The 26,479-nt window shown below is 70.1% G+C and carries 26 protein-coding genes; 11 read left to right on the top strand and 15 right to left on the bottom strand.

The genetic code is table 11. The features are described from left to right. Window positions 1–222: 222 nt before the first annotated feature. Together OG729_RS31595 and OG729_RS31600 are read left to right on the top strand one after the other, a co-directional pair. Window positions 223–1,623: an MFS transporter gene (locus OG729_RS31595; protein ID WP_405809316.1), complete on the top strand. Its 1,401-nt coding sequence runs from the start codon at window positions 223–225 to the stop codon at window positions 1,621–1,623. A 102-nt stretch (window positions 1,624–1,725) separates the two neighbouring features. After that, window positions 1,726–2,796, top strand: coding sequence for a 2-oxoglutarate and iron-dependent oxygenase domain-containing protein (locus OG729_RS31600; RefSeq protein ID WP_405809318.1), 1,071 nt, complete (start codon window positions 1,726–1,728; stop codon window positions 2,794–2,796). A gap of 112 nt (window positions 2,797–2,908) precedes the next feature. Here the strand turns inward: OG729_RS31600 and OG729_RS31605 are convergent, their stop codons facing one another. Further along, on the bottom strand, window positions 2,909–3,550 hold the full coding sequence (locus OG729_RS31605) for a TetR/AcrR family transcriptional regulator C-terminal domain-containing protein (RefSeq protein ID WP_360882153.1): 642 nt from the start codon (window positions 3,548–3,550) through the stop codon (window positions 2,909–2,911). 62 nt (window positions 3,551–3,612) lie between these two features. On the opposite strand from OG729_RS31605, the gene OG729_RS31610 reads away from it, so the two are divergent. The 3 genes from OG729_RS31610 to OG729_RS31620 all read left to right on the top strand — a co-directional run bounded on the left by OG729_RS31610 (window position 3,613) and on the right by OG729_RS31620 (window position 5,832). Then, window positions 3,613–4,764, top strand: a complete 1,152-nt coding sequence (locus OG729_RS31610; RefSeq protein ID WP_360882151.1) for an acyl-CoA dehydrogenase family protein — start codon at window positions 3,613–3,615, stop codon at window positions 4,762–4,764. Between the two features lie 89 nt (window positions 4,765–4,853). Continuing rightward, entirely contained in the window at window positions 4,854–5,141 is a 288-nt protein-coding gene (locus tag OG729_RS31615) for a YiaA/YiaB family inner membrane protein (RefSeq protein ID WP_360882149.1), read from the top strand. Between the two features lie 64 nt (window positions 5,142–5,205). Next, window positions 5,206–5,832 (top strand): TetR/AcrR family transcriptional regulator, encoded by a 627-nt coding sequence (locus OG729_RS31620; protein ID WP_360882147.1) that lies wholly within the window; start codon window positions 5,206–5,208, stop codon window positions 5,830–5,832. On the opposite strand, the gene OG729_RS31625 is transcribed toward OG729_RS31620, so the two are convergent. Then, window positions 5,820–6,281: a MaoC family dehydratase gene (locus OG729_RS31625; protein WP_360882145.1), complete on the bottom strand. Its 462-nt coding sequence runs from the start codon at window positions 6,279–6,281 to the stop codon at window positions 5,820–5,822. The genes OG729_RS31620 and OG729_RS31625 overlap by 13 nt on opposite strands. A gap of 94 nt (window positions 6,282–6,375) precedes the next feature. Here OG729_RS31625 and soxR point away from each other — a divergent pair, with 94 nt between their 5' ends. After that, a complete protein-coding gene (gene soxR / locus OG729_RS31630; RefSeq protein ID WP_405809320.1) occupies window positions 6,376–6,855 on the top strand; it encodes a redox-sensitive transcriptional activator SoxR in 480 nt (159 codons plus the stop codon). Window positions 6,856–7,040: 185 nt separating this feature from the next. Here the strand turns inward: soxR and OG729_RS31635 are convergent, their stop codons facing one another. The 3 genes from OG729_RS31635 to OG729_RS31645 all read right to left on the bottom strand — a co-directional run bounded on the left by OG729_RS31635 (window position 7,041) and on the right by OG729_RS31645 (window position 9,607). Then, window positions 7,041–8,111: an RNA ligase (ATP) gene (locus OG729_RS31635; protein WP_405809322.1), complete on the bottom strand. Its 1,071-nt coding sequence runs from the start codon at window positions 8,109–8,111 to the stop codon at window positions 7,041–7,043. Between the two features lie 14 nt (window positions 8,112–8,125). After that, the gene (locus OG729_RS31640; protein WP_405809324.1) at window positions 8,126–8,887 is read right to left on the bottom strand and encodes a 3-keto-5-aminohexanoate cleavage protein; all 762 of its coding nucleotides are present in this window, start codon (window positions 8,885–8,887) and stop codon (window positions 8,126–8,128) included. Window positions 8,888–8,995: 108 nt separating this feature from the next. Next, the gene (locus OG729_RS31645) at window positions 8,996–9,607 is read right to left on the bottom strand and encodes a hypothetical protein (RefSeq protein WP_360882137.1); all 612 of its coding nucleotides are present in this window, start codon (window positions 9,605–9,607) and stop codon (window positions 8,996–8,998) included. 305 nt (window positions 9,608–9,912) lie between these two features. On the opposite strand from OG729_RS31645, the gene OG729_RS31650 reads away from it, so the two are divergent. Beyond that, window positions 9,913–12,714: a penicillin acylase family protein gene (locus OG729_RS31650; protein ID WP_405809326.1), complete on the top strand. Its 2,802-nt coding sequence runs from the start codon at window positions 9,913–9,915 to the stop codon at window positions 12,712–12,714. A gap of 37 nt (window positions 12,715–12,751) precedes the next feature. Here OG729_RS31650 and OG729_RS31655 read toward each other — a convergent pair whose 3' ends face one another. The 3 genes from OG729_RS31655 to OG729_RS31665 all read right to left on the bottom strand — a co-directional run bounded on the left by OG729_RS31655 (window position 12,752) and on the right by OG729_RS31665 (window position 16,916). Continuing rightward, entirely contained in the window at window positions 12,752–14,059 is a 1,308-nt protein-coding gene (locus tag OG729_RS31655) for a serine-threonine protein kinase (RefSeq protein ID WP_405809327.1), read from the bottom strand. Between the two features lie 148 nt (window positions 14,060–14,207). Further along, window positions 14,208–15,545, bottom strand: coding sequence for an erythromycin esterase family protein (locus tag OG729_RS31660; protein WP_405809329.1), 1,338 nt, complete (start codon window positions 15,543–15,545; stop codon window positions 14,208–14,210). Between the two features lie 93 nt (window positions 15,546–15,638). Continuing rightward, on the bottom strand, window positions 15,639–16,916 hold the full coding sequence (locus OG729_RS31665) for an exo-beta-N-acetylmuramidase NamZ domain-containing protein (RefSeq protein WP_405809330.1): 1,278 nt from the start codon (window positions 16,914–16,916) through the stop codon (window positions 15,639–15,641). A 182-nt stretch (window positions 16,917–17,098) separates the two neighbouring features. On the opposite strand from OG729_RS31665, the gene OG729_RS31670 reads away from it, so the two are divergent. Genes OG729_RS31670 through OG729_RS31680 form a run of 3 tightly spaced genes read left to right on the top strand, consistent with a single transcriptional unit; the run spans window position 17,099 to window position 20,140 of the window. Then, window positions 17,099–17,863: an SDR family oxidoreductase gene (locus tag OG729_RS31670; RefSeq protein WP_360882127.1), complete on the top strand. Its 765-nt coding sequence runs from the start codon at window positions 17,099–17,101 to the stop codon at window positions 17,861–17,863. Further along, a complete protein-coding gene (locus OG729_RS31675) occupies window positions 17,860–19,512 on the top strand; it encodes an AMP-binding protein (protein ID WP_405809331.1) in 1,653 nt (550 codons plus the stop codon). Before OG729_RS31670 ends, OG729_RS31675 begins: the two co-directional genes overlap by 4 nt. A gap of 34 nt (window positions 19,513–19,546) precedes the next feature. Beyond that, a complete protein-coding gene (locus OG729_RS31680) occupies window positions 19,547–20,140 on the top strand; it encodes a TetR/AcrR family transcriptional regulator (RefSeq protein WP_360882123.1) in 594 nt (197 codons plus the stop codon). 84 nt (window positions 20,141–20,224) lie between these two features. On the opposite strand, the gene OG729_RS31685 is transcribed toward OG729_RS31680, so the two are convergent. The 4 genes from OG729_RS31685 to OG729_RS31700 all read right to left on the bottom strand — a co-directional run bounded on the left by OG729_RS31685 (window position 20,225) and on the right by OG729_RS31700 (window position 23,983). Further along, the gene (locus OG729_RS31685) at window positions 20,225–21,439 is read right to left on the bottom strand and encodes an acyl-CoA dehydrogenase family protein (RefSeq protein ID WP_405809333.1); all 1,215 of its coding nucleotides are present in this window, start codon (window positions 21,437–21,439) and stop codon (window positions 20,225–20,227) included. Between the two features lie 8 nt (window positions 21,440–21,447). Next, on the bottom strand, window positions 21,448–22,470 hold the full coding sequence (locus tag OG729_RS31690) for a phosphotransferase family protein (protein ID WP_360882119.1): 1,023 nt from the start codon (window positions 22,468–22,470) through the stop codon (window positions 21,448–21,450). 220 nt (window positions 22,471–22,690) lie between these two features. Next, window positions 22,691–23,605: an MBL fold metallo-hydrolase gene (locus tag OG729_RS31695; protein WP_405809335.1), complete on the bottom strand. Its 915-nt coding sequence runs from the start codon at window positions 23,603–23,605 to the stop codon at window positions 22,691–22,693. Between the two features lie 81 nt (window positions 23,606–23,686). Beyond that, complete coding sequence (locus tag OG729_RS31700) at window positions 23,687–23,983, bottom strand: hypothetical protein (RefSeq protein ID WP_360882115.1); 297 nt, start codon at window positions 23,981–23,983, stop codon at window positions 23,687–23,689. Between the two features lie 98 nt (window positions 23,984–24,081). On the opposite strand from OG729_RS31700, the gene OG729_RS31705 reads away from it, so the two are divergent. After that, window positions 24,082–25,017 carry an NADP-dependent oxidoreductase gene (locus tag OG729_RS31705; RefSeq protein ID WP_405809336.1) on the top strand — a complete coding sequence of 312 codons (936 nt, stop codon included), beginning with the start codon at window positions 24,082–24,084 and terminating at the stop codon, window positions 25,015–25,017. Between the two features lie 2 nt (window positions 25,018–25,019). On the opposite strand, the gene OG729_RS31710 is transcribed toward OG729_RS31705, so the two are convergent. The 3 genes from OG729_RS31710 to OG729_RS31720 form a co-directional block, all read right to left on the bottom strand. Further along, on the bottom strand, window positions 25,020–25,337 hold the full coding sequence (locus OG729_RS31710) for a DUF202 domain-containing protein (RefSeq protein WP_360882111.1): 318 nt from the start codon (window positions 25,335–25,337) through the stop codon (window positions 25,020–25,022). After that, window positions 25,334–25,732, bottom strand: a complete 399-nt coding sequence (locus OG729_RS31715; RefSeq protein WP_360882109.1) for a DUF202 domain-containing protein — start codon at window positions 25,730–25,732, stop codon at window positions 25,334–25,336. The genes OG729_RS31710 and OG729_RS31715 overlap by 4 nt, the downstream gene beginning before the upstream one ends. Before the next feature lie 120 nt (window positions 25,733–25,852). Then, window positions 25,853–26,362, bottom strand: a complete 510-nt coding sequence (locus OG729_RS31720; RefSeq protein WP_405809338.1) for an NUDIX hydrolase — start codon at window positions 26,360–26,362, stop codon at window positions 25,853–25,855. Between the last annotated feature and the right edge of the window lie 117 nt (window positions 26,363–26,479).

The following is a 26,479-nucleotide window of genomic DNA, read 5'->3' on the forward strand; positions in this document are numbered from 1 at the left end:
GGTCCGGGGCGGAGCCCCGAAAACCAGCCCCGCCGGCGTTTGAGGCGCGGAGGTCTGGGGGCCGGCCCCAGTTCGGGATGGGGGTACCTCCCACGGCCGCCAGGCCGTGGGAGGAGGGCGGGTAGGGAAAAACCCACCGTCTGCGCAAACCATTGACGCCATACCGCCCGGTCGGTACGGTCCCCGCACTCCTCGTCCCCGCACCCACCGGAGTGTGCACGCATGGACACCCCCGCTCAGTCCCCCGACACCCACCGCCGACGCGTCGCCACCGCCGCCGCCCTCGCCTCCGCCGTCGAGTGGTACGACTACTTCGTCTTCGGCATCGCCGCCGCCCTCGTCCTCGGCAAGCTCTACTTCCCCTCCGGCAGCTCGTCCGCCGGTGTACTCGCCGCCTTCGCCACCTTCGCGGTCGGCTTCCTCGCCCGCCCCATCGGCGGCGTCATCGCCGGCCAGCTCGGCGACAAGCACGGCCGCAAGCCGATGCTGGTCCTCGCGCTGACCCTGATGGGCCTCGCCACCACCGGAATCGGTCTCCTCCCCACGTACGAGACCATCGGCATCGCCGCCCCGGTGCTGCTGGTGCTCTTCCGCGTCGTCCAGGGCATCGCGGTCGGTGCCCAGTGGGGCGGCGCGATGCTGATGGCCACCGAGTACGCCCCCGAGGGCAAGCGCGGGCTCTACGGCAGCCTCGTACAACTCGGCGTCCCCATCGGCGTGGTGACCGCCAACACCGTCTTCCTGGTCGCCGGGGCCGTCACCGACGACACCACCTTCGCCGCCTGGGGCTGGCGCGTCCCGTTCTTCGTCGGCTTCCTCGTTCTCGCCCTGGCCTGGTACATCCACAACCGCGTGGAGGAGACCCCGGAATTCCGCAAGGCCGAACAGGCCCTGGCCGCACACGAGAAGAGCGAAGCCCCCTCGCCGCTTCGTACGATCCTGCGCGAGCACCTCGGCACGGTCTTCCTGGCCGGCGGCTCCTTCGCGGTGAACACGGCGACCTTCTACATCATCATCACCGGCGTGCTCGACTACGCGACGCGTGAGCTCGACATGAAGCGCGGCGCCGTGCTCACCGTCTCGCTCTGCATCAGCATCACCCAGCTGGTGCTGATACCGGCGTCCGCGGCCCTCTCCGACCGCATCGGACGGCTGCGCATCTACGCCGCGGGCGCGGTCGGCCTGCTGGTCTGGGCGATCCCCATGTTCCTGCTGATCGACACCAAGTCGCTGCTCTGGCTGGCCGTCGGCACCTTTGTCACCAGCTGTTTCCTGAGCATCATGTACGGGCCGCAGGCCGCGCTCTTCGCCGAGCTCTTCACCGCCGAGATGCGTTACACCGGCGCCTCGCTGGGCTACCAGATCGCGGCGGTCTTCGGCGGCGGCCTCGCGCCCTTCGTGATGGTCCTGCTGCTTGAGGCGACCGGCACTTCGATGGCCGTCTCCGGCTACATCATCGGCCTCGCCGTCATCGCTCTCGTGTCGATCAGGATCCTGTCGGCGCGAGCGGCCGCCCGGGATTCCGCGCAGGCCGAGGGCGCGCAGGCCAACGCCGAGGCCACCGCCGATGCCGATGCCGATGCCGAAGCGACGGCTGTAGCAAAGGCCGACGCACTGGATTGAGCCGGTTCCGTCTCTCGCCCGTGAGACCCCTGTGTGCGGCCGTCCCGCCTTCCCCCGCGGGACGGCCGCATCCACTCACGAGCGAGAGGACCGACGACCGCGATGGCCGACCTGCCCGTCTTCGCATTACCCGACTCCGTCACCGCATCCCCCGCCGACCGTGCGCTCGGCGTCGCGATGGTGGAGGCGTGGCGCACCCACGGCATCTTCTACATCGCCATCGACCCGGCCCAGCAGCAGATCACCGACTGGGCCTTCGAGGCGAGCAGGAGGTTCTTCGCGAGACCCCTTCGCGACAAGGCCCGCCACATCAGCGCTTCCAGCTACAGCGGTTACATAGCCTCCGGCGAGGAGGTCACCGCGGGCGAGGCCGACTACTCGGAGATCTTCACTGTCTGCAAGGACGTCCCGCCGGCCGACGCCCGGGCCGTTTCCGGCTGGCCCTGCCACGGCCCGGTGCCCTGGCCGGACGACGCGTACCAGTGGTCCATGCAGGCCTTCATGGCCGGACTGGGCTCACTGGGGGAGACGTTGCTCGGGCTCACCGCGCTCGGCCTGGGACTCGACGACCCCGCCGCGCTGACCGACCTCACCGACGACGGCTGGCACCATATGCGCGTACTGCGCTTCCCCGCCGAGTCCAGCGAGAGCAGCCGCGGGATCGGCGCCCACACCGACTACGGACTGCTGGTCATCGCCGCGCAGGACGAGGTCGGCGGGCTCTGGATCCGCCCGCCGGTGTCGGGCGAGCACCGCAACCGGAACTGGCTGGAGCACGAAAGCAGCGCCGGTATGTACGAGAACGAGGAGCCGTGGACCTTTGTCGATCCAGTCCCCGGCACCCTGACCGTCTTCCCGGGCGACATCCTTCAGCTCCTCACCGGCGGCCGGCTGCTCTCGACCCCGCACAAGGTGCGGCTGGCCGACCGTGAGCGGTACGCCATGGCGTATTTCCACGAGCCCCACTTCAATGCCTGGGTGGAACCGCTGAAGTGCGCGCGGGGCGACGATGCCGCGGGCGCGCCGGACGAGGAGAACCGGCTGCACTACGGCACCCACTTCACCAATATGTTCATGCGCTGCTATCCGGAGCGGACCACGACGACCCGGCTGCACGAAGAGGGTGGCCTGCACACGCTGGCCCGGCTGCGCGACAGCGCCCGTCAGCCCTGACGACGTCCGGCCCTGCTCGGCCGTGGGACGGCGTCGGCGGGCGCGGCCGGCCGCCTGGCCCGGGAGCGCGAAACGGCGACCCCGGCCAGACACAAGCCGCCGCCCGCCCGCGTCAGCGGCCGATCGTCTCGTACTGGACGGTCAGACCGTCGATGAGCGCCCGCAGCCCCGTCTCGAACGCTCCCTCGTCCACCTTCTGCTGCCGCTCGGCGAGCAGATGCGCCTGGCCGAGGTGCGGATAGTCGGCCGGGTCGTACGCCGTCTCGTCGTCGACGAAGCCCCGGGCGAAGGAGCCGAGCGCCGAGCCGGTGATGAAGTACCGCATCAGGGCGCCGATATGGGTCGCCTGGGCCGGTGGCCAGCCCGCGCGGACCATCGCGCCGAAGACGGCGTCGGCCACCTTGAGCCCGGCCGGGCGGCGGCCGGGCCCGCGGGCGAGGACCGGGACGGTGTTCGGGTGGGCGGTCAGGGCGGCCCGGTAGGAGACGGCCCAGTCGTGCAGTGCGGTACGCCAGTCGCGGCCGTCGTCCTCGTCGAACATCGAGAGGTCGACCTGGGCGCTGACCGTGTCGGCGACGGCGTCGAGGATCTCGTCCTTGTTGCGGAAATGGTTGTAGAGGGACGGCCCGCTGACGCCGAGTTCGGCGGCCAGCCGTCGGGTGGAGACGGCGTCGAGGCCCTCCGCGTCCACGAGCGCGCTCGCCGTCTTGACGATGCGTTCTCTGCTGAGCAGGGGCTTGCGCGGTCGGGCCATGCGGCACATAGTAGGCCTGCGGACAAGAAACTAGCAGTGGTAGTTAAAAGTGGGGTGGACAGATGAATCTGGAACTCGACGAGGAGCAGACAGCCGTCCGGCAGCTGGCCAAGGACTTCGTCCACCGTGAGATCACCCCGCACGTCGTCGAGTGGGACCGCGCCGAGAGCGTCGACCGGTCGATCGTGAAGAAGCTGGGCGCGCTGGGCTTCCTCGGGCTCACGATCGACGAGGAGTACGGCGGCAGCGGCGGCAGCCATCTGGCGTACTGCCTGGTCACCGAGGAGCTCGGACGCGGCGACTCGTCGGTGCGCGGCATCGTGTCCGTATCGCTCGGCCTGGTCACCAAGACGATTGCCGCCTGGGGCGACGAAGAGCAGAAGCGCCAGTGGCTGCCCCGGCTGACCGCCGGGGAGGCGCTCGGCTGCTTCGGGCTCACCGAGCCGGGCACCGGGTCCGACGCCGGAAATCTGACCACCAGGGCCGTACGGGACGGCGACGACTACGTCATCAACGGCTCCAAGATGTTCATCACCAACGGCACCTGGGCCGATGTGGTGCTCCTCTTCGCCCGCACCAACGACACGCCCGGACACCGCGGCGTCTCCGCCTTTCTGGTGCCCACCGACGCCCCCGGTCTGACCCGTCGCACCATCCACGGAAAGCTCGGCCTGCGCGGCCAGGCCACCGCCGAGCTGGTGCTCTCGGATGTGCGGGTGCCGGCCGCCGCCCTGCTCGGCCCGGAGGGAAAGGGCTTCTCCATCGCCATGTCCGCGCTCGCCAAGGGGCGGATGTCGGTCGCGGCGGGCTGTGTCGGGATCGCGCAGGCCGCGCTCGACGCGGCCGTCGGATACGCGGGCGAGCGCGAGCAGTTCGGCAAGTCGATCGCTTCGTACCAGCTGGTCCAGGAACTGATCAGCGACATCTCGGTGGACGTTGCGGCCGCCAGGCTGCTGACCTGGCGGGTCGCCGACCTCGTCGACCGCGGCGAGGAGTTCGCCACCGCCGCGTCCCAGGCCAAGCTCTTCGCCTCCGAGGCCGCGGTGCGCGCGGCCAACAACGCCCTGCAGGTCTTCGGCGGCTACGGCTACATCGACGAGTACCCGGTCGGCAAACTGCTGCGCGACGCCCGGGTGATGACCCTCTACGAAGGCACCAGCCAGATCCAGAAGCTGATCATCGGCCGCGCCCTGACCGGAGTCTCCGCCTTTTGAATGCCGGTTCTCCGGTCACGGCCGACTGAGTACGCAGGTGAGTACGGGAGCGGATGTGGTGCGGGCCACAGCCGTCGATCCTTGCCCCTATGAGTGAGACACCGGTCAAGCAGCAAAGCACCGCGGCCTTCTACGGACAGGCCGTCGCCTCCTTCGCGGTCGCGCTCGCCGCCGTCGGCCTCGGCATTCTCTACCTCGACGCCAACGCCTGGGTGCGCAGCTTCCTCGCCATCGCCGTCCTCTATCTCACGACCTCGGCGTTCACCCTGGCCAAGGTGATCAGGGACCGTCAGGAGGCCGGGCAGATCGTCAGCCGCGTCGACCAGGCCAGACTGGAGAAGATGCTCGCCGAGCACGACCCCTTCCAGAAGCTCTAAGTCTCTAAGCGCTTGCTCACCGTCGGGGTATGGTGTGCCTTCCGATGAACGGAAGGGGCGAGCGATGAGTACGGCGGAGGACACGGCCGGCGAGGACATGCCGTGGGGCGAGGTCACGCCCGAGGCCGCACGGAAGCTGCTCGTCGCCGCCGTCGAGGCCTTCGCCGAGCGCGGCTACCACGCGACGACGACCCGGGACATCGCGGGCCGCGCGGGGATGAGCCCCGCCGCGCTCTACATCCACTACAAGACAAAGGAAGAGCTGCTCCACCGGATCAGCCGGATCGGGCACGACAAGGCCCTGGAGATCCTTTCGGCGGCGGCCGACGCAGACGGCACGCCCTCCGAGCGGCTCGCCGACGCGGTGAGCTCGTTCGTACGCTGGCACGCGGGGCGGCACGACACCGCACACGTGGTGCAGTACGAGATCGACGCGCTCTCCGACGACCACCGTACGGAGATCATCGAGCTGCGCCGGCGGAGCGACGCCGTCGTACGCGGGATTCTGCGCGACGGCGTGGAGTCGGGGGAGTTCGACGTCCCGGACATTCCCGGCACCACGGTCGCCGTGCTGTCGCTCTGCATCGACGTGGCGCGCTGGTTCAACACCAGGGGACGCCGGACGCCCGACGAGGTCGGCGCGCTCTATGCCGACCTCGTCCTGCGCATGGTCGGCGCTCAGAAGAAGTAGCGGGACACCGACTCCGCCACGCAGACGGGCTTGTCGCCGCCCTCGCGCTCGACCGTGACGAGGGCGGTCACCTGCACACCGCCGCCCGCCTCCTCCACGCTCTGCAGTACGGCGGTCGCGCGCAGCCGCGAGCCCACCGGTACGGGGGAGGGGAAGCGGACCTTGTTGGCGCCGTAGTTGATGCCCATCTTCATGCCCTCGACGCGCAGCACCTGCGGGACGAGCGCCGGCAGCAGCGACAGCGTGAGATAGCCGTGCGCGATCGTGGTGCCGAAGGGGCCGCTCGCCGCGCGTTCCGGGTCGATGTGGATCCACTGGTGATCACCGGTGGCGTCGGCGAACAGGTCGATCCGCTTCTGCTCGATCTCCAACCAGTCGCTGTGTCCCAGTTGCTCGCCGACACCGGCGCGCAGCTCATCGGCGGAGGTGAAGATCCTCGGCTCAGCCATGTCCCTGGTCCCTGCCTCTCTGTTGTCTAAGCGCTTGCTCAGCATGGGTGGGCGGACACGGTCCTGTCAACGGACGACCAGTACTCTCCGATGAGTGCCACAGATTCCCGAGAAGATTCACGAGCTCACGGTCGGCCAGCTGTCCGCGCGCAGCGGCGCCGCGGTGTCCGCCCTGCACTTCTACGAGTCCAAGGGCCTGATCAGCAGCCGCCGGACCAGCGGTAACCAGCGCCGCTACGGAAGGGACGCGCTGCGCCGCGTCGCCTTTGTGCGTGCGGCCCAGCGCGTCGGCATCCCGCTCGCCACGATCAGGGAGGCCCTCGCGGAACTGCCCGAGGAGCGCACGCCCGACCGGGACGACTGGGCGCGGCTGTCGCGGGCGTGGCGCAAGGAACTGGACGAGCGGATCAACCAACTCGGCCGGCTCCGTGACCACCTCACGGACTGCATCGGCTGCGGCTGTCTCTCGCTGGAGACCTGTGTCCTGTCCAACCCGGACGACGTCTTCGGCGAACGGATGACGGGCTCCCGCCTTCTCCCGGAACGCCGTCGCGCGCCGAAGGGCGACGCCTGACGCGCGCGGGTGCGCGGGGTTCCGCTCCTCAATCGCCAAAGGAGCTGAATTTCGGCCCGTTCGGCGATTGAGGGCACGCCCGAAGGGCATATCAGGCGTACCCGGCCGCCGGGCGCGGAAAGCGGAGGTGGGCCCGCACCCCCGTGACGGGCCCACCTCCGCTACCGATCCTGACCGGTGCCGGTCTACTCGTACTCCGTGCCGCCCTTGCGGGTCAGGTACGCCGGGCTGACCGCCTTCGCTATCGCCCGGCCGCCCACCACCGGGCTGTAGCGCTCGGGGGACGGGCGGATCACGACGCCTTCGCGCAGATGCAGCTCGCGCCCCGACACCGTCTCCCGGCCGCTCGCCAGCTCCAGCACCTTCTCGATGTCGTAGGGGCCCTCGAACAGCCGTGGCACCAGCGGCAGTTCACCTTCCAGCAGCCCCACCGGGTCCAGCCAGCGGACCTGGCCGTCGATCTCCGCGGAGACGTCGAACACGGCGTAACCCAGTGCCTCGGAGCGGGCGTTGGCCCCATAGCCCAGGTCCTGCACCCCCGCGCCGTACACCTCGGCGAAGATGCCGACCCGGCCGGCCCCCAGCTTCTCGGCGAGCCGCGCCGCCACCGCCGGGACGTCATGGCCGAGCACCGCGCGCCAGTACAGATTGCGCGGGTCCTCCTTGAGCGCAAGGCCCTTCGCGCCGAAGCCCTTCGACGACACCTGCACTCTCCCGCCGTCCGCGACGCTGTACGTCATCAGGCAGGCCGAGCCGTGCAGCTTCTCGGTCAGCACCACCGGCTCACCCGGCTCGAAGATCTCCGGGTAGCGCTGGATGTTCTCGATGTCGACCCACGGCAGCAGATCGGGCGCCCGCTCCACCTCCCCGTCCATCGTCGGCGGGATCGGCGGCGACCACTTGGTGATCGAGAGCAGCTCCGCGAAGTCCGTGCCGTCCGCGGCCGCTTGCGCCAGATCCGTGTCCGCGAGCGCCCGCGGCCGGCAGACGATGCCCTGCGACAGCTCGCCGCGCAGCCGCACCGCCTTGACCCGGTCGGAGGCCCTTCCGGCCAACCGCCCGGTCAGACCCAGCTCCTCGATCAACTCGGCCGGGAGCACGGCCTGTTCCGGGATGTACACGGCGGCGTCACCACTGCGGTAGGCGCCCTTGGCGACGACCGCGCGATACAGGCCCACCTGGGCCAGTTCGAGCGCGTCGGCGTTCGGGTGCTCATGCACGGTCAGCAGTTCTGCGGTGACACGCAGCGTGGACATCGGCGTCTCCTCGATTACGGATTTCCGGTACCACTCTGCGGGCCGCGGCCGGGTGCGGGCCACCGAATATCGGCGCCGTCCCGGGCGGCGCGCACCAGTTGGGCGTTTGACATGGCCGGCTGCCCGTCCGGCAGGAGCAGCACGTCCTCCAGACCCACCCGCGTATCCAGCCCCAGCCGCCGCGCGAGTCCCAGTACAGGCCATGCGCCGCCGTCCTCGCCGTGCAGAAGTACGGATATGCCATGGGCCGGGCCCAGTTCGGCGAGGAGCGAGCGCGCCGAATCCTCGGCCGTGCCGGGGTCGGTGTCCATCACCTCGGCGAGCACCCGCAGGACACGTGGGGCGAGCGGGGACGCCAGAAAGCGGCGCGGCCCCTCCGTGCCTGACCACAGGCCGGCCTCCACGCCGACCCCGCGCTCCAGCAGAGCTGCCGCGACCAACTCCGCGCCCGGCTCGTGCCAGTTGACCGAGGCGTGGTCGGGCAGCACCGTCCAGGCGCGGACGCGCTCCACCCGGCGCCGGGGATCGGGCTCGGCCCAGGCGCCCGTGGTCACACCGACGGGGACGTCCACCACCGCCCGTATGGCCGTGACCACCTCGGCCACGGCGCGCGGCGACAGGGTGTCGTCGCCGCACGGCGTCTTGGGGTGCACATGCACCTCGGCGGCGCCGGCCGCGACAGCCCCGGCCGCGGACTCGGCCATCGCCCCGGGGGACAGCGGCACGGCGGCGCCGTCGCCCGCCGAACGGGGCCCGTTCAGACAGACCTGGATCATGCCTTCGATGGTGCCAGCCACCACTGACAAGCGGCCTCGATCGCCGGGCGGTCCGACAGCCGGCCCGTCCGGCGATTGAGGACCAGGGCTCAGGGCGGAGGAAGGACCTCAGGCCACCGACGCCAGTTCCTTGCGCCCCGCCCGCTTGGCCGCCGCCACGGCCTCGGACGTCAGCACGGGCTGCGGCACCACAATGCCGCAGCCCGTGCAGACCGGCCCGAACCACGGCTCGTTCGCCAGATCCTGTCGCCACACAATGTGCTTCCCTCCGCACACCGGGCACCCCGCGCCGGGTTCCGTCTCCAGCGCGGATATCAGTCGCCGCAGCACCTCGTCGAGCGGGGCCGAGGGGTGGGCCGCCGGCCTTTCGCAGCGCGCGACCCCGTTCCCGCCCCAGGTCCGCCGGTGCCAGTCGTCGATCGTTGCCGGCCGCCGCAGCCCATCGTGCTTCTCCCGTTTGCGGCGGTCCGCGAAACTCTCCTCGTACGCGAGCCAGACGGCCCGCGCCTTCTCCAACTCCTCGAGCGCGGCCACCAGCCGCGCCGGATCGGGCGCCCGGTCCTCGGGCTCGATGCTGTGCCTGGCGCACAGATGATCCCAGGTTGCCCGGTGCCCATAAGGGGCAAAACGCTCCAGGCACTTGCGCAGTGAGTAGCGCCGAAGCGCCAGGTCACACCGCACATCGCGCACCTGTCTCGCAAGACTCCGGAAACCGGCCATCGCACTGCCACCTCCGTCGCTGGTACTTGGGCGTCGAAGAATGGACGTACGAGTCCCCCATCCGGCTCCATCGAATCCATCGGATATCCGATGGCGGCCATCAGCAGAACATCCCCCGCGATTGCAGTCCGTGCCCATCCCGCCCTGAACGCGGGCCGGTTGGCGGGCTCGTCGCGCACCACGGCCCCGGGGAGGCAGTGCCTGGCACGTGCTGTGGCGATACGGAAAAGGTGACGCATGTTCACCTTACTCGCGAGTCATACCGCCGGTAACCTCCGGCGCATCGGTCTCCCCGAGGAGCATCCATGCGACGACGCACCGGAAGACTCAGAACTGCCACCGCCGCCGCGGTGTTCGCGCTCTCCGCCGGTCTGCTGGCTCCCCTGCCACAGGCCGCGGCCTCCGCCGATACCGCGGCCCCCACCGCAACCGCAGCCGACGGCGACCTCTGCAAGGGCCAGTGCGCCGACATCCTGCCGCCCGGGCAGAACGGCAACGCGACCCTCGCCGACATCCTCGCCCACAAGGTCTTCGGCACCCGTCCCGGCCACAGCTCCGACCAGCTCTCCCGCTACGACTCCCTGGTCGGGGGCTATGGCTCACTCACCGACGCCAAGCTCAACGACTTCTTCAACGACTCCTCGTTCGGCGTTCCCGACGGCCAGGTCGAGTCCGTCACCACACCCCGCCCCGACGTCACGATCACCCGTGACAAGAAGACCGGCGTCCCCCACATCAAGGGCTCCACCCGGTACGGAACGGAGTTCGGAGCCGGATTCGCCGCGGGCCAGGACCGCCTGTGGATGATGGACCTCTTCCGGCACATCGGCCGCGGCGAGCTCACGCCCTTCGCCGGCGGCGCGCTCGCCAACCAGGGCCTGGAGCAGCAGTTCTGGCCCTCGGCCCCGTACACCGAAGCCGACTACCAGGCGCAGATCGAACGCATCCGGACCACCGAGGGTGCGCGCGGCGAGCAGGCCATGGCCGATGTACAGGCGTACGTCGACGGCATCAACACCTACCGCGTGCAGTCCAAGAACGGGCGCTACTTCCCCGGTGAGTACGTCCTCACCGGGCATATCGACTCGATCACCAACGTCGGGGAGATACAGCCCTTCACGCTCTCCGACCTGATCGCCATCGCGTCCGTCGTCGGCGGCCAGTTCGGCGGTGGTGGCGGCGGTGAGGTGCAGGCCGCGCTCTCCCTGCTCGCCGCCCAGCAGAAGTACGGTTTGGTGGAAGGCACCAAGGTCTGGGAGTCCTTCCGGCAGCGCGAGGACCCCGAGGCCGTGCTCACCCTGCACGACGGCTCCAGCTTCCCGTTCGCCAACAAGCCCGCGAACCCGCGCGGCACCGCACTGCCCGACGCCGCAACGGTCGTCCCCGAACAGCTCGTGTACGACAGAACCGGCTCAGCGGGCAGCAATACCAAGTCCCCGCTGCGGGCCCCGGCAATGCTCGAGCCCGCCCAGGGCATGTTCGACGACGGGGTCATCGAGCCCGGCTCGATCGGCGGCAGGCGCGGAATGTCCAACGCGCTCCTCGTCTCCGGCAAGAGCACCGCGAGCGGCCACCCCATCGCCGTATTCGGCCCTCAAACCGGCTACTTCGCGCCACAGTTGATGATGCTCCAGGAACTCCAGGGCCCCGGCATCTCCGCCCGCGGAGTCTCCTTCGCCGGAGTCGGCATGTACGTCCAGATGGGCCGCGGCCAGGACTACGCCTGGTCCGCCACCTCATCCGCCCAGGACATCACCGACACCTACGCGGTCGAGCTCTGCCAGGACGACGTCCACTACCTCTACCGGGGCGTGTGCACCCCGATGGAGAAGCTGGAGAAGCGCAATGCCTGGAAGCCGACGGTCGCCGACTCCACCGCGGCCGGCTCCTACCGGATGCAGGTCTGGCGAACCAACTACGGCATCGTCACCCACCGCGCCAAGATCGGCGGCAAGCCCGTCGCGTACACCTCGCTGCGCACCACCTACCGCCACGAGGCCGACTCGATCATCGGCTTCCAGATGCTCAACGACCCGTCGTTCGTGACCGACGCCGCGTCTTTCCAGCAGGCCGCCCACAACATCGACTACGCCTTCAACTGGTTCTACGCCGACTCCCGCACCGCCGCCTACTTCAACAGCGGGATGAACCCGGCGCGGTCGCCCGACACCGACCCCGCGCTGCCCATCACGGCGGACCGGCAGTACGAATGGCAGGGCTTCGACCCGGCGAACAACACCGCCGGCTACACGTCCTTCGCCCAGCATCCGCAGTCCATCGGCCAGGACTACTACATTTCCTGGAACAACCGGCAGGCCAAGGGGTACGCCACCGCGGGCTTCGGCTTCGGAGCCGTGCACCGCGGCGATCTGCTCAACAGTCGCGTGGCAAAGCTCGTCGCGGGCGGCGGGGTCACCCGTGCCTCGCTCACCCGGGCCATGGAGGAGGCCGCCGTCACCGATCTGCGCGGGGAGCAACTGCTGCCCGAGCTGCTGGCGGTGCTGCGCTCGGGGCCTGTCACCGACCCCCAGCTGAACACCGCCATCCAGCAGTTGGAGTCCTGGCGGGCCGCGGGCTCGCCGCGCAGGGAGACCTCGCCCGGCTCGCACAACTACACCCACCCGGACGCCGTGCGCCTCATGGACGCCTGGTGGCCGCTGCTGATCGAGGCCGAGTTCAGACCGGGGCTCGGCGACGACCTCTACCGCGCGCTCGCCGGGAACCTTCCGGTCGACGAGTCCCCGGCCGCAAGCCACGGCCCGACCGGCGGGCACAGCGGCTCCGCCTTCCAGAACGGCTGGTGGGCGTTCGCCGACAAGGATCTGCGCCAGGTACTCGGACAGCCGGTCCAGGGCCCCCTGGCGAAGACGTACTGCGGCAACGGTGACCTGGCCGCCTGCCGCGACGCGCTCCTGACCGCGCTGAAGCGGGCCACGGCCAAGCCGGCGACCGAGGTCTATCCCGCCGATGGCAGCTGCAGGGCGGGCGAGCAGTGGTGCGCGGACTCGATCATCCAGCGCGCGCTCGGCGGCATCACCCATCCGGCGATCAGCTGGCAGAACCGCCCCACCTACCAGCAGGTGGTGGAGTTCCCCTCGCACCGGTAGCCGTCAACCAACTTGGGCCGCACGGGCGTTGAATCCATCAGCGTCCGATGCGGCCCGCCGCGAGCACCACCCGGGCCAGTTCCTCGTGGCAGATGTCGCTGTGCGCACCGGTCGGCGGCCCGCCGCGCTTCACCACCGACGCCGCGTCCACGCTGACACAGCCCGAGGCCGGAATCCCCCGCCCCAGCGCCTCCTCCAGGGTCAGCTGCGCCAGCGGCCTGACGGCCTGTATGCCGTCGTGCCCCATCGCCCACCACCGCTTGTCGAGCCCGAGCGCGCTCCTGTCGTCCCCGGCCAGGCTGGACGCCAGCGGATAGATCACCCCGAGCGCGCTGTCGTGCCGCGAATAGCAGGCCACCACCGGGCCGTCGACCCGGTGCTCCATGGTGCGCAGGACACCGCCGCTGTGCGTCGCATGGGGAAGGCTGGTGGTGAACGCATAGTGGGAGAACGCCCCTTGAAGGAGCGTCACCGACTTCACGTTCCGTGCGCCGTCGGGCAGCCCGCGCAGTGCGAAGGAGACCAGCCGCGCGCCCTGGCTGTGCCCGACCAGATGCACTCGCACATCGGGGGAAGACCGGGCCAGCTGCCCGAGCAGCGGGCCGAGCCCTAGTTCGCCGACCGTCCCGGCCCGCCGCTTCATCGCGTAGTACGTCGTCTGCCGCAGCAGCTCCTTCGCACCCTTCCACGCCTTCTTGAGACCGCCGGGGAGGGAGAAGGACGCGTTGGCCATCTCCTTGTCCGTCATCTCGCAGGTCTCCTCCAGCGCCAGCGTGAAGCGGCGGCACATCGTGAGCGCATCCTCGAACAGCACGGCCGGCGGGCTCTGCTCGTCGTGCGGCAGATCGTCGGAGAAGCAGGCCTCAAGACCGCCGGCCGGTACCTCCGTCAACCGCCGTGCCAGCGCGCCGAACTCCGCGAACGCCGCCTCCGACTCCGGCTGTGCGTCGAGCAGCTGGGCCAGCCGCCGTACCGTCTCGTCATGCCCGGGGAACAGCTCGACCAGCGCGTCCTGCGTTGCCTTGTCAAGACCGGAAGCCGTCACGGGAGCGACAGCGGACGGCGTGAAGTCCGGAATTGGCTCGTCCGCGAACTTCATGGACGGCCAGACGACGCCGACATACCCCAGCCGGACGCCAGGAGCGTTGGCCAGCAGGCCCGGGAAGGGTGCGAAGAAGGCCGAATACAGCCGGTTGGCGATGGTGGGCGAGTTGTTCCACCCGTGAGCGAACATCACGAGATCGGTGACGTTCAGCTCCGCCAGCCGGTCCCGCTGCGCGACGTTGACGTCGCCGTCCTTGTCGAAAGTGATCTCCCGGTACGGCTCCACGCTCATTTCCGGCATGACCGGCCCTCCCCGTTTTTGTCCCCTGATGAGACAGCATCCTGCGGGAAGGGAGGAACGGCCATACCCGTGACGGTGTTCGGTCGTGGCCGATTCCGGATGGGCGGCGAAACCGTTGGTCACGGACTGGGACGACTGCGGCAGTCGGTCACAGACGGTCGGCCGCGTTGATCCGGTGGAGATGGATCAGCACGTCGTACGAAGGTGCCAGCCGCACCGGTTCCGGTTCGACCGGCCAGGCGTTGCCGATGTTCCGGGTCTTGCGGACCACACCCAGCCACGCCCGGGCGGCGGCCGGCGCAGAGCGCATGTCGAGGTAGTAGTCAGGGCGTGACACCCGCTCCAGGATCTGCTCATTGCTGCCCGGCTGCGGCGGCCCGACCCGGAAGGTGCGGATCGGCTCGGCCGGCTCGGTCACATCCAGTGCGTTGAACGACCCCTGCCCGAAGGTGAATCCGGCGCTCACATACGCGTTGCCGATCATGTCCCGGATAAATGCGCCCTGCAGCTTCGGATACTGCGCGGGATTGCTCGTCTCGTACCCCACATGCCCGTTGTGCGCGGAGAGCAGGATCCGCTGCCCGGTCTGCCGCTGCCACCACACCGTGTTCTCGGCCATCACCCGGTCGCGGTAGTGCATCGCCCCGCCGAGCCCTGCCGGGTCGAAGAGGTCGTACGAATACTCAGTACCTGTCTGCGCGATGGCCCTGGCGTGCTGGAGGACCCAGGCGTGCTCCTGCCGGTCGGCACCCGGCCGCTGCTTCTCCAGCATCCCCAGCGCCCGGCGGACGTCCTTCGCCATGGCCCGGCGCTCGGGCAGCGGCCTGACGAGATACGCCTTCATAGTGGCGTCCACGCCCGCGGACGGCCGCGAAGCGCGGTAGAGACGGCTGAACTCCGGCAGCAGCCGCGGGTAGTGCCTGGCGACATACGCCGTCACGGTGTCGAAGAGCTGCGGCCCCGCGTAGCCGAGGTCGTTGCCCATGAACTGCACGGGGTGGTGCGGGTGGCGGAGATTGTGCTGCCGCATCCAGCGGAGCAGATCCAGGTATTCGCGGGTGTGCCAGATCAGATACGAGTTCTGGAACTCCTCGCGCATGATGCGCTGAGGATCCCCCTTCCCGTGCAGCACATAGTCGTTGAGCCGCAGGCCCGCACTCCAGTTGGCCTCGAGCGCATAGGTGGTGAAGCCCTTGCGCTCCACCAGATCGCGGAACACCCGGTGCTTGGTGGTGAAGAACTCGACCGAGTTGTGGGTCGCCTCACCCATGCCCACGATCTTCGCCGAACCGATCATCCGCTCCAGCGGCCGCAGATCGGACAGTGGCCTTGCGGCGCGCGCCATCGCGCGGACCGGATCGTCGGGGGAGACGCGCGAGGCGGGGGAGATGGGCTGCGCCCGCGCGGGCCCGGCGACGACCAGCGAGCCGAGAGCCAGCACGAGCAGCAGCGCCTGCTGTAACCGTTGACGTGTCAGGGAGTACATGGATCAAGCGTGTCGGTCCGGCACCGGGCGGGACCAACCGGTCGGCCCCCCTGTCCCCGGTGGGGCTTCCCCATGCCCTGGGTGGGGCTTCCCTCAGTACCGCAGATATCTCTTCCGCACGGACCTGAACGCGGCCAGCTCGCCCTGCCAGGCCCCCACCACCTCCTCCGTACCCGCCCCCGAGTCGATCATCGTCCGCACCTTCGCCGACCCCGTCAGCTTGTCGATCCAGTTGTCCGGGCGCCAGGCGAAGCCGCTCCACGCCCGCTTCGCGGTCACCAGCAGACCGATCCCGGTGCGCACCGGGTCGTACGACTCCCGGTCGTGGACGTGCAGTTGGACCCCGCCGACCGTCTTGCCCTGGAACTTGGAGAACGTGGGCGCGAAGTACGCCTCGCGGAAGCGGACGCCCGGCAGTTCCAGCGCGTTCGCGGCCTCGGCCCAGCGCCGGTCGATGCCCTCCGCGCCGAGGAGTTCGAAGGGGCGGGTCGTGCCACGCCCCTCCGAGAGATTGGTGCCCTCGAACAGACAGCTGCCCGAGTACACCAGCGCGGTGTCCGGTGTCGGCATATTGGGGCTCGGCGGCACCCACGGCAGCCCGGTCTCGTCGAAGAAGTCCGAGCGGCGCCAGCCCGACATCCGTACCGTCTCCAGCTCCACCGGCTCTGTCAGGAACTCACCGTTGAACAGCCCCGCCAGCTCGGCCACGGTCATGCCGTGCGCCTGCGAGATCGGCTCGCGGCCCACGAAGGTCGCGAAGGCCTTGTCGAGCACGGGACCCAGCGCCGCCCGGCCCGTCACCGGGTTCGGCCGGTCGAGTACCACAAAGCGCTTGCCCACCAGCGCGGCCGCCTGCATGCAGTCGTAGAGCGTCCAGATGTACGTGTAGAAACGGGCGCCGGCGTCCTGGATGTCGAAGACGACCGTCTCCACGCCCGAGGCGGTGAAGATGTCGGCGAGCGGCTGCCCGCTCTTGCCGAATGTGTCGTAGACGGGCAGCCCGGTCGCCGGGTCGTCGTAGCGGCCCTCGGAACCGCCCGCCTGGGCCGTGCCGCGGAAGCCGTGCTCGGGGCCGAAGACGGCGATCAGGTCCACCCGGTCGTCGGCGTGCATGACGTCGACGATGTGGCGCACGTCCTGGGTGATCCCGGTCGGGTTGGTGACCACACCGACCCGCTGCCCCGACAGGGAGGCGTAGCCGTCGGCGGCCAGCCGGTCGAAGCCGGTGCGGACCCGGCGGCGGCCCGAATGCGCGGCGATCGGTGCGGCAATCGGCCCGGCGATCGGTGCGGCGGACGCGGTGGGTCCGGTCGCGGCCAGCGCCCCCACCGCGCCACCGGCGGCCAGTAATCCCCGTCTGGACAGGCTCATCGGGTACCTCCGTGATCGCTGTCTGTCATGGCCACGCACGCTAGCGTGCACGGCGGGTGGGCGGAACGATTGCGACGGCGCGGTTCGCACACCCGGCCGTCGTGGCCGCCCGCCCTCTTCCCAGTTACATACCGACTGGTTAGTCTGCTCGGACGGGACGGCGCGCGGAGAGGCGGAGCTTGATGAGTACGGTGCATGGCGCTGGGGTTGTGGTCACGGGCGCGGGAGGCGGCATCGGCGCCGCGCTGTCCCGCCGGTTCGCGGCGGAGGGCGCCCGCGTCGTGGTCAACGACATCGACCCGGTCAAGGCCAAGTCGATCGCCGACGAGATTGGGGCCACCGCCGTGCCCGGCGACGCCTCCGAGATCGTGGAAGCCGCCCGCGACGCACTGGACGGAACCGTCGACGTCTACTGCGCGAACGCCGGCCTCGCCTCGCCCGGCAACGCCTTCGCCGACGAGAAGGTCTGGGCGGCTGCCTGGGACGTCAACGTCATGGCGCACGTCCGCGCAGTGCGCACACTGCTGCCCGACTGGCTGGAGCGCGGCAGCGGCCGCTTCGTCTCCACCGTCTCCGCGGCCGGCCTGCTCACCATGGTGGGCGCGGCCCCGTACAGCGTCAGCAAGCACGGCGCGTACGCCTTCGCCGAGTGGCTCTCGCTCACCTACCGCCACCGCGGCCTCAAGGTGCACGCCATCTGCCCGCAGGGGGTGCGTACGGACATGCTCACCGCGGCCGGATCGGCGGGCGAACTCGTACTCGCCCCCACCGCCATCGACCCCGAGGACGTCGCCGACGCGCTGTTCGAGGGCATCGAGGCCGACCGCTTCCAGATCCTTCCGCACCCCGAGGTCGCCGGTTACTACCAGGCCCGCGCCGCAGACCCCGAGCGCTGGCTGGCCGGCATGAACCAGATCCAGCAGAAGTGGGAAGGGGCCGGCCAGTGACGTCGATCTACGCCGCCAAGCCCTGGCTCGCGCAGCTCACCGACGCCCAGCGGGCCTCGATCGCGCCGCCCGCGAGCGTCGTGCACTCCTTCCGCGCAGCCGTCGCCCGCGCCCCCGAGCACACCGCCCTCGCCTACTTCGACGGGCGGCTGAGCTACCGCGAGACCGACGAGCTCTCCGACTCCGTCGCGGGCCATCTCGCCGCCCGCGGGGTCGTGCGCGGAGACCGCGTCGCGATCATGCTGCAGAACACCCCGCACTTCGTGATCGCGCTGCTGGCCGCCTGGAAGGCCGGGGCCACCGTCGTCCCGCTCAACCCGATGTACAAGTCGGCCGAGGTCGAGCACGTACTCAAGGACGCCGATGTCACCGTGCTCATCTGCTCGGACCGGGCATGGGAGTCGTATCTGCGTGACAGCGCCGCCCAATCGCCCGTACGCCTCGCCCTCACCGCCTGCGAACTGGACCTGCAGAGCCGCAACGACGCCCGCGTCCTCGGCTTCGAGCGGCAGCCGCGGCCGGAGGACACCCATGACCTGGTGAGCGTGGCAAGACTGGGGCTGCGCGCGCCCGAGGGGCGTGAACTGACCCCCGACGACGTGGCGTTGATCAGCTACACCTCCGGCACGTCGGGCACCCCCAAGGGCGCCATGAACCTGCACCGCGGCATCGTCCACAACGCCGAGCGCCAGCGCACCGGCCACCCCGTGCCCGAGGGCGCCTGTTACTTCGCGCTCGCGCCGCTGTTCCACATCACCGGCATGGTCTGCGAGCTCGCCGCTTGCATCGCCAACGCGGGCACCCTCGCCCTCGCCTACCGCTTCGAGGCGGGAGTCGTCCTCGACGCCTTCGCCGAGCACCTGCCCGCGTACACCGTCGGGCCCTCCACCGCCTTCATGGCGCTCGCCGCGCACCCCGCGGCGACCCGCGAGCACTTCGCCTCGTTCCAGGTGATCTCCTCGGGCGGGGCCCCGGTGCCGCCCGCGCTGGTCGAGAAGTTCCGTACGGGCTTCGGCCCCTACCTCCACAACGGCTACGGACTCACCGAGTGCACCGCGCCCTGCGCCTCCGTGCCGCCGGAGAAGCAGGCCCCGGTCGATCCCGGGTCCGGCACACTCTCCGTCGGCGTGCCCGGGCCGGACACGCTCGTGCGGATCGTCGACGAGAAGGGCCAGGACGTGCCCTTCGGCGAGCACGGCGAGATAGCCGTCAGCGGCCCCCAGGTGGTGCCCGGCTACTGGCGGCTGCCCGAAGCGAGCGCCGAGGCCTTTCCGGACGGCGAGCTGCGCACCGGCGACATCGGCTTCATGGACGCGGACGGCTGGCTCTATGTCGTCGACCGCAAGAAGGACATGATCAATGCGTCCGGCTTCAAGGTCTGGCCGCGCGAGGTCGAGGACGTCCTGTACACGCACCCGGCGGTGCGCGAGGCGGCCGTGGTCGGCGTCCCCGACGACTACCGCGGCGAGAGCGTGAAGGCGTATGTGAGTCTGCGCCCGGGGGTTGCCGCCGACCCGGCCGAGATCTCGGCGTACTGTGCGGATCGACTCGCGGCGTACAAATACCCCCGCGAAGTCGAGATCCTGCCGGAGCTGCCGAAGACGACAAGTGGGAAGATCCTCAGGCGGGAACTGCGTTTTCCCGGGTAGACCCAAGGAATTTGACGAGAGGCGGGTGGCGGCAATGGCCAGGACGACGGACGGGGACGGCACCCCCGTCCCGCAGAGGCTGCTGGCCGCCGCCACCCGGCTCTTCGCCGAGCGCGGCTACGACCGCACCTCGGTGCAGGAGATCGTGGAGGCGGCCGGCGTCACCAAGGGAGCGCTGTACCACTACTTCGGCTCCAAGGAAGACCTGCTCCAAGAGGTCTATGCGCGCGTGCTGCGGCTCCAGCAGGAGCGGCTCGACGCCTTCGCGGGCGCCGACGAGCCGGTGGAGAACCGGCTGCGGGGCGCGGCGGCGGATGTCGTGGTGACGACGATCGACAACCTCGACGACGCCGCGATCTTCTTCCGCTCCATGCACCATCTGAGCCCGGAGAAGCACAAGCAGGTGCGCGCCGAGCGCCGGCGCTACCACGAGCGCTTCCGCGCGCTGGTCGAGGAGGGTCAGCAGAGCGGCGTGTTCTCCTCGGCCACCCCGGCGGACCTGGTGGTGGACTACCACTTCGGCTCGGTCCACCACCTGTCGACGTGGTACCGCCCGGACGGCCCGCTCACTCCGCAGCAGGTGGCGGACCACCTCGCGGACATGCTCCTGCGCGCCCTGCGCCCGTAGCCCGACCTTGGCCGGGGCGGGGCCCCGGTTGCGGGAAGGGGGCTGGAGGGGAACAAGCCCCTCCAGCCCCCCGCCCCGCCGCAGCTACATGTACTGCTTCAGTTCGCGCCGCGCCAGCGACCGCTGATGCACCTCGTCCGGTCCGTCCGCCAGCTTCAACGTCCGCGCCGCCGCCCACAGTTCCGCCAGCGGGAAGTCCTGGCTGACCCCGCCCGCGCCGTGCACCTGCACCGCCTTGTCGAGGATCTCCACCACCGCCCTCGGGGTCGCGATCTTGATCGCCTGGATCTCGGTGTGCGCCCCGCGGTTGCCCACCGTGTCCATCAGCCAGGCCGTCTTCAGCACCAGCAGCCGCAGCTGCTCGACCGTGACCCGCGCGTCCGCGATCCAGTTCTGTACGACACCCTGCTGGGCGATCGCCTTGCCGAAGGCCGTACGGGACACCGCCCGCTTGCACATCAGCTCGATGGCCCGCTCGGCCATGCCGATCAGCCGCATGCAGTGGTGGATACGGCCCGGGCCGAGGCGCGCCTGGGCGATGGCGAAGCCGCCGCCCTCCTCGCCGATCAGATTCGACGCCGGCACCCGCACGTTGTCGAAGACGACCTCGGCATGGCCGCCGTGCGCGTGGTCCTCGTAGCCGTACACCTGCATGGCGCGCCGGACCTCAAGGCCCGGGGCGTCGCGCGGCACGAGGATCATCGACTGCTGGCGGCGGATGTCGGTCCCGTCCGGGTCCGTCTTGCCCATCACGATGAAGATCTTGCAGTCGGGGTTCATCGCCCCGGAGATGTACCACTTGCGGCCGTTGATGACGTAGTCGTCGCCGTCGCGGTCGATCCGCGTCTGGATGTTCGTCGCGTCGGACGAGGCGACCTCGGGCTCGGTCATGGCGAACGCGGACCGGATCTCCCCGGCCAGCAACGGCTCCAGCCACTGCTTCTTCTGCTGCTCGTTGCCGAACTGCGAGAGCACCTCCATGTTCCCGGTGTCGGGCGCGGCGCAGTTCAGGGCGGTCGGAGCCAGGTGCGGGCTGCGACCGGTGATTTCGGCGAGCGGCGCGTACTGCAGATTGGTCAGTCCGGCCCCGTGCTCCGCGTCGGGCAGGAAGAGATTCCACAGGCCCTGCTTGCGCGCCTCGGCCTTGAGCTCGTCGAAGATCGCCGGGGTGTCCCACGGCGAGGCCAGCTGGGCGCGCTGCTCGTGCTCGATCGCCTCGGCGGGGTAGACGTGCTCGTCCATGAAAGCGAGCAGCTTGGACCGCAGTTCCTCGGTGCGCGCGTCGAATGCGAAGTCCATAGGGGTACTCAGCCTTCCTGGAGGGTGGTGAGGCCGTGCTCGATGAAGAGGGGCACGAGATCGCCGATCCGGTCGAAGCCGGCGCCGACGGTCTGGCCGAGGGTGTAGCGGTAGTGGATGCCCTCGAGGATCACGGCGAGCTTGAACCAGGCGAAGGCCGTGTACCAGGAGATGGCGGAGGTGTCCCGGCCAGAGCGGGCGGCGTACCGCTCGATCAGTTCGGTCGCTTCCGGGTGGCCCGCGGCCCCCGCGGTGGTGCTGACGGGGGAGTCGGGCAGCTCCAGCTTGACGCTGTACATCACCAGCAGCCCGAGGTCGGTCAGCGGATCGCCGAGCGTCGACATCTCCCAGTCGAGGATCGCCTTGATCCGGTCGTCCGGGCCGACCAGGACGTTGTCCAGCCGGTAGTCGCCGTGGATGACGGCGGGCGCGGGTGAATCGGGCAGTGCGCGGCCGAGCGCGGCATGCAGCTCGTCGATGCCGGCCAGCTCGCGGTTGCGGGAGGCGTCCAGCTGCTTGCCCCAGCGGCGCAGCTGCCGGTCGAGGAAGCCCTCGGGCCGCCCGAAGTCGCCGAGACCCACCGACTCGGGGTCCACGGCGTGCAGTTCGACCAGGGTGTCGACCAGGCCGAGGACCGCGTCCCTGGTGCGCTCGGGGCCGAGCGCGGCCAGCTCCTCGGCAGTGCGGTACGGAGTGCCGTCCACGAACTCCATGACGTAGAACGGCGATCCGATCACCGATTCGTCCTCGCACAGCAGCACCGGCGTGGGCACCGGCACGGCGGTCGGATGCAGCGCGCTGATCACCCGGTGCTCGCGCTTCATGTCGTGCGCGGTGGCCAGTACGTGCCCGAGCGGGGGCCGGCGGACGACCCAGCGGCCGGTGCCGTCGGTGACGGAGTACGTGAGGTTGGAGCGGCCGCCCTGGATCAGCCGGGCGCTGAGCGGTCCGCTCACCAGGCCTGGGCGCTCGCGGTCGAGATAACCGCGCAGCTGCTCGGCATCGAGGCCTGGCGGGGGGACTGAGCTCATGGTGGGACCTCCGAGGGCGGCTGAACGGGTCTCGCTCATGATGACCGACCAGTCGGTATGTAGTCCAGTGCGCTCACTGAACCCAGGCCAGGATCACTGGCCTGGTGTCACGTTCGTGGGTGTTGGTCACATAGGAGTACGCCGGTCGACTGCGTCGGGCCTGCCTCGGGCTCGGCCCCGCCGTGGCTCAGGCGTGGTTCAGCCCTGCCTCGGGCGCAGCTCAGGCGTGGCAGGCGACCGGAACGCCGCCGTTCATCGCCGCCATGTCGCCGAATACCACGGCCACGTCGAGCGGTGAGCCCTCGGGCCGCCCGTCCAGCTCCGCGTACGCCCGGTGCAGATTGGCCACCAGACGTTCGCTCTCCCGCAGCTCGGCGAAGTCCCCGAGATCGGCCTCGCGCGCGGTCTCCAGCGGGGTGCGCCCCTTCGTGTGCCCTTCCTGGGCCAGCTCGGCCACATACCGCAGATAGCGCTCCGTCGCGTCGTACGCGGAGGGGTCGGTGATCGGGCCATGACCCGGCACCACGGTCGTGGCGTCGAGCGAGCGCAGCACGTCCAGCGCCCGCAGCGACCCGCTGAGCGAGCCGACCGGGATGAACGGCGTGCCGCCCTGGAAGATCAGGTCCCCGGTGAAGACGACCCGCTGCTGCGGCAGATGCACGATCGTGTCACCGAGGGTGTGCGCGGCTCCGCCGGGGTGGATGAGCCGTACCTCGATGTCCCCGACATGCACGGTCAGCCGGTCGTTGTACGTCACGGTCGGGGCGGTGATCTCGATGGCGCCGAAGTCGGTCCCCGGCCATACGAGATGGAGCTGATGGCCCGCCGTGAGCTGCTCGCTGCGGCAGGAGTCGTGGCCGATCACCACGGCATCCGGAGTGAAGACGCCGTTGCCGTAGGTGTGGTCGCCGTGGTGGTGCGTATTGACCAGCGTGCGCGGCAGCGGGGCGCCGGTCGCCAGCAATGCCTCACGCAGTGCCAGCGTCCGCCGCTCGGTAGCGGCGGTGTCGACGAGCAGGGCCGACTCCCCGTCGCTGATGAACCCCGCGTTGTTCAGACACCAGCCGCCGTCCGGCTGGACGTAGGCATGCACTTCTGGCGCGAGCCGGACGGTGTACGGATCCGTGGCAGACAACTGAAATCCCCTGAGTCAAGGCCGAACTGGTCAGTAGAGACTGCCAGTTGGCCGTGGCGCAGGGGAAGCCGGGGTCTGTGGTCAGTGGTCGTCCCAGTGCCCGTCGTGCTGGGCGTGACGGTGTCTGTCGTGGACATAGTCGAGGTGGTCGCCGTGCCGCACGGCCGGGTGACCGCAGCCGGGGCCGTGATCGTGCGCATGACCGCTGTGCGAGATGTGCTCGCCCGGCTCGCACTCGTCCCAGTGCCCCGAGTGCTCCTTGTGGAGGTGGCCGTCGTGCGCGTAGTCGACGTGGTCGCCGTGCGGGACCTCGGGATGTCCGCAGGCCGGACCGTGGGTGTGCTCGTGCGCGGGGTGCTCGTGGTGGAGAACGGTCATGACGCTTCACCTTTGATGTGATTTGCGGCGTTCTGAGGCTTTCCAGATTAGACCCGTCCCGGCTTGCGCGAGCGCGTGCCACGCACGAGGGTCGGATCATGAAGGCGATCAGCTACAGCCGCTACGGCGGCCCGGAGGTCCTGGAGTACGGGGAGCGCCCCGAGCCCAAGGTCGGTCCCGACTCCGTCCTGGTCAAGGTGCGCGCGGCCGCCGTCAACCCGGTCGACTGGAAGGCCCGCGAGGGGTATATCGACAGCCTCTTCGAGCCGGTCTTCCCGGTCGTACCGGGCTGGGACGTCTCCGGTGTGGTCGTCCAACCAGGCATCGCCGTCACCGAGTTCGCCGTCGGCGACGAGGTGATGGGATACGTACGCGAGGACTTCCTCGGCCGCGGCACCTTCGCCGAGTACGTCGCCGCTCCGCTGCGCACGCTGGCCCGTAAGCCGCTGAACCTGAGCTTCGAGCAGGCGGCCGGGCTGCCGCAGGTCGGTCTCACCGCGTACCAGGTGCTGAATCACGAGCTGAAGGTGCAAGGAGGGGACACGGTCCTCGTCCACGCCGCCGCGGGCGGGGTCGGCTCGCTCGCGGTACAGCTTGCCAAGCACGCGGGCGCGCGGGTCATCGGCACGGCGAGCGAACGCAACCACGACCATCTGCGCGAGCTGGGCGCGGAGCCGGTGACGTACGGGGAAGGTCTCGCCGACCGGGTGCGCGCGCTGGCACCCGAAGGCGTCGACGCGGTCTTCGACACGATCGGAGGGGACGCCCTCAGCGCCTCGGCCGAGGTGCTCGCGCCCGAGGGCCGCCTCGCCTCGATCGCCGACCGTGAGGTCCTGAGCCTTGGCGGCCACTACTACTGGGTGCGGCCGGACGCGGCGGACCTGGCGGCGCTGGGGGAGCTCGCCGAGCAGGGCGTGGTCACCGTCCATGTGGACAGAACCTTCCCCCTGGAGAAGACGGCCGATGCCCACGCACTGAACGCGGAGGGCCGCACCCGCGGCAAGATCGTGGTCACGGTCGAGTGGGACGGCTGAGCTCAGACGATCATCGCGACGGCGAAACCGGCCAGGGCGATCGTGCACGCCACCGCCGCCAGTGCCGCCCGCCCCGGCAGCATCTGCGGGGTGGGGCGCGCCTCCAGGGCATGGACCCGGCGGTGGGCCACTCGCAGAAAACCGAGCCACACCAGCGCACTGCAGGCCACTGCCACGAACCCGGCCGTGCTCAGATCGCCGCCGGCCACCTGCCGGGCAGCGAGCACCGCCGCCACGGTGAACGCCAGTGTGGTCCGGCGCCACGCCAGCCGGGTCCGCTCGGGCTGCAGCCCCGGATCCCGCTCGCGCACGCCGCTCAACGGCCGCCCTCCCAGCCGAAGAGCACGACCACCACCATGGCCACGGCGACGACGGCGATCACCAGGCTGAGCAGCGTGGGGAAGCGAGACACGGGCAGATCCTCGCCACGTCGCATCGCCCGCTCGCACCGCGCCCAGTGATTGACGGCCCGCAGTGCACAGAGCACTCCCGCTGCAAGCAGCCCGAGCGCCATCCCGGCCCGCAGGCCCCACGCCAGTTCCGGCAGAAACTGATCGACCGCGAACCCGCCGCCGATGAGCGCGAGCGCCGTACGCAGCCAGGCGAGAAAGGTCCGCTCGTTGGCGAGCGAGAACCGGTAGTCGGGTGTCTCGCCCTCCTCCCGCACCCGCTGGGGCGCGAACCACAGCTGCAGGCTCTGTCGGAAGTCGCTCACGCGTCGCACCCTACCTGCGGAATTGTCGGACTCGGGCCGCGGGAGCTCGGGCCGCGGGGGCTCGGGCGGCGGGAACTCGGGCGGTGGGAACTCGGGCGGTGGGAGCTGGGCGGTGGGAACTCAGGCCGCGCGGAACGCCCGCAGCCGCTCGTACGCCTCAAGCCCGTCCGGCACCCACTCCCACTCACCGAGCCGCTGCTCCAGTTCCTCCTCCGGAAGGAAGGCGTGCCACGCGACCTCCTCCGCCTGAGGGTTCACCGGCAGCTCGCAGCGCACCTCGTACACGGCCGACCACCAGGTCTGCTCGCCGCTCTCGTAGAGGAACTTGAACAGCGGCACCGGCCGGGGGAGTCCGGAAACCCCCAGCTCCTCCTCGGCCTCGCGCAGGGCCGCGGCGTCATAGCTCTCGCCCGCGCCGACGACACCGCCCACGAACATGTCGTACTGCGAAGGGAAGACCAGCTTCGTCGCCGTCCTGCGGTGCACGAAGATCCGGCCCTGCGCGTCCCTGGCCTGGATGAACACACAGCGGTGGCGCATGCCGCGCGCGTACGCCTCGCCCCGCGGGGCCCGGCCGATCACCTCGTCGTTCTCGTCGACGATGTCCAGGATTTCCTCGGCGGGAGTCATCTGCCAATCCAATCACCGACAAGGACAGATCTGACTGTTGACTAGTTACTCGCGCGTACCGAAGATCGGACCACCGCACTCGCCGCCGAGACCCCAGCCAGAGCCCGAGGCAGGGGG

The sequence above is a fragment of the Streptomyces sp. NBC_00210 genome (assembly GCF_045160975.1).
In the GTDB taxonomy this organism is placed as follows: Bacteria; Actinomycetota; Actinomycetes; order Streptomycetales; family Streptomycetaceae; genus Streptomyces.

Coding starts and splice junctions, on each gene's coding strand:
- OG729_RS31605 (WP_360882153.1), bottom strand. CDS start 3,550: ATGGCCCGACCGCGCAAGCCCCTGCTCAGCAGAGAACGCATCGTCAAG.
- OG729_RS31680 (WP_360882123.1), top strand. CDS start 19,547: ATGGCCAGGACGACGGACGGGGACGGCACCCCCGTCCCGCAGAGGCTG.
- OG729_RS31645 (WP_360882137.1), bottom strand. CDS start 9,607: ATGGCCGGTTTCCGGAGTCTTGCGAGACAGGTGCGCGATGTGCGGTGT.
- OG729_RS31655 (WP_405809327.1), bottom strand. CDS start 14,059: ATGCCGGAAATGAGCGTGGAGCCGTACCGGGAGATCACTTTCGACAAG.
- OG729_RS31600 (WP_405809318.1), top strand. CDS start 1,726: ATGGCCGACCTGCCCGTCTTCGCATTACCCGACTCCGTCACCGCATCC.
- OG729_RS31640 (WP_405809324.1), bottom strand. CDS start 8,887: ATGATCCAGGTCTGTCTGAACGGGCCCCGTTCGGCGGGCGACGGCGCC.
- OG729_RS31690 (WP_360882119.1), bottom strand. CDS start 22,470: ATGAGCTCAGTCCCCCCGCCAGGCCTCGATGCCGAGCAGCTGCGCGGT.
- OG729_RS31720 (WP_405809338.1), bottom strand. CDS start 26,362: ATGACTCCCGCCGAGGAAATCCTGGACATCGTCGACGAGAACGACGAG.
- OG729_RS31705 (WP_405809336.1), top strand. CDS start 24,082: ATGAAGGCGATCAGCTACAGCCGCTACGGCGGCCCGGAGGTCCTGGAG.
- OG729_RS31635 (WP_405809322.1), bottom strand. CDS start 8,111: ATGTCCACGCTGCGTGTCACCGCAGAACTGCTGACCGTGCATGAGCAC.
- OG729_RS31615 (WP_360882149.1), top strand. CDS start 4,854: ATGAGTGAGACACCGGTCAAGCAGCAAAGCACCGCGGCCTTCTACGGA.
- OG729_RS31670 (WP_360882127.1), top strand. CDS start 17,099: ATGAGTACGGTGCATGGCGCTGGGGTTGTGGTCACGGGCGCGGGAGGC.
- OG729_RS31700 (WP_360882115.1), bottom strand. CDS start 23,983: ATGACCGTTCTCCACCACGAGCACCCCGCGCACGAGCACACCCACGGT.
- OG729_RS31595 (WP_405809316.1), top strand. CDS start 223: ATGGACACCCCCGCTCAGTCCCCCGACACCCACCGCCGACGCGTCGCC.
- OG729_RS31650 (WP_405809326.1), top strand. CDS start 9,913: ATGCGACGACGCACCGGAAGACTCAGAACTGCCACCGCCGCCGCGGTG.
- OG729_RS31610 (WP_360882151.1), top strand. CDS start 3,613: ATGAATCTGGAACTCGACGAGGAGCAGACAGCCGTCCGGCAGCTGGCC.
- OG729_RS31660 (WP_405809329.1), bottom strand. CDS start 15,545: ATGTACTCCCTGACACGTCAACGGTTACAGCAGGCGCTGCTGCTCGTG.
- OG729_RS31620 (WP_360882147.1), top strand. CDS start 5,206: ATGAGTACGGCGGAGGACACGGCCGGCGAGGACATGCCGTGGGGCGAG.
- OG729_RS31625 (WP_360882145.1), bottom strand. CDS start 6,281: ATGGCTGAGCCGAGGATCTTCACCTCCGCCGATGAGCTGCGCGCCGGT.
- OG729_RS31685 (WP_405809333.1), bottom strand. CDS start 21,439: ATGGACTTCGCATTCGACGCGCGCACCGAGGAACTGCGGTCCAAGCTG.
- OG729_RS31665 (WP_405809330.1), bottom strand. CDS start 16,916: ATGAGCCTGTCCAGACGGGGATTACTGGCCGCCGGTGGCGCGGTGGGG.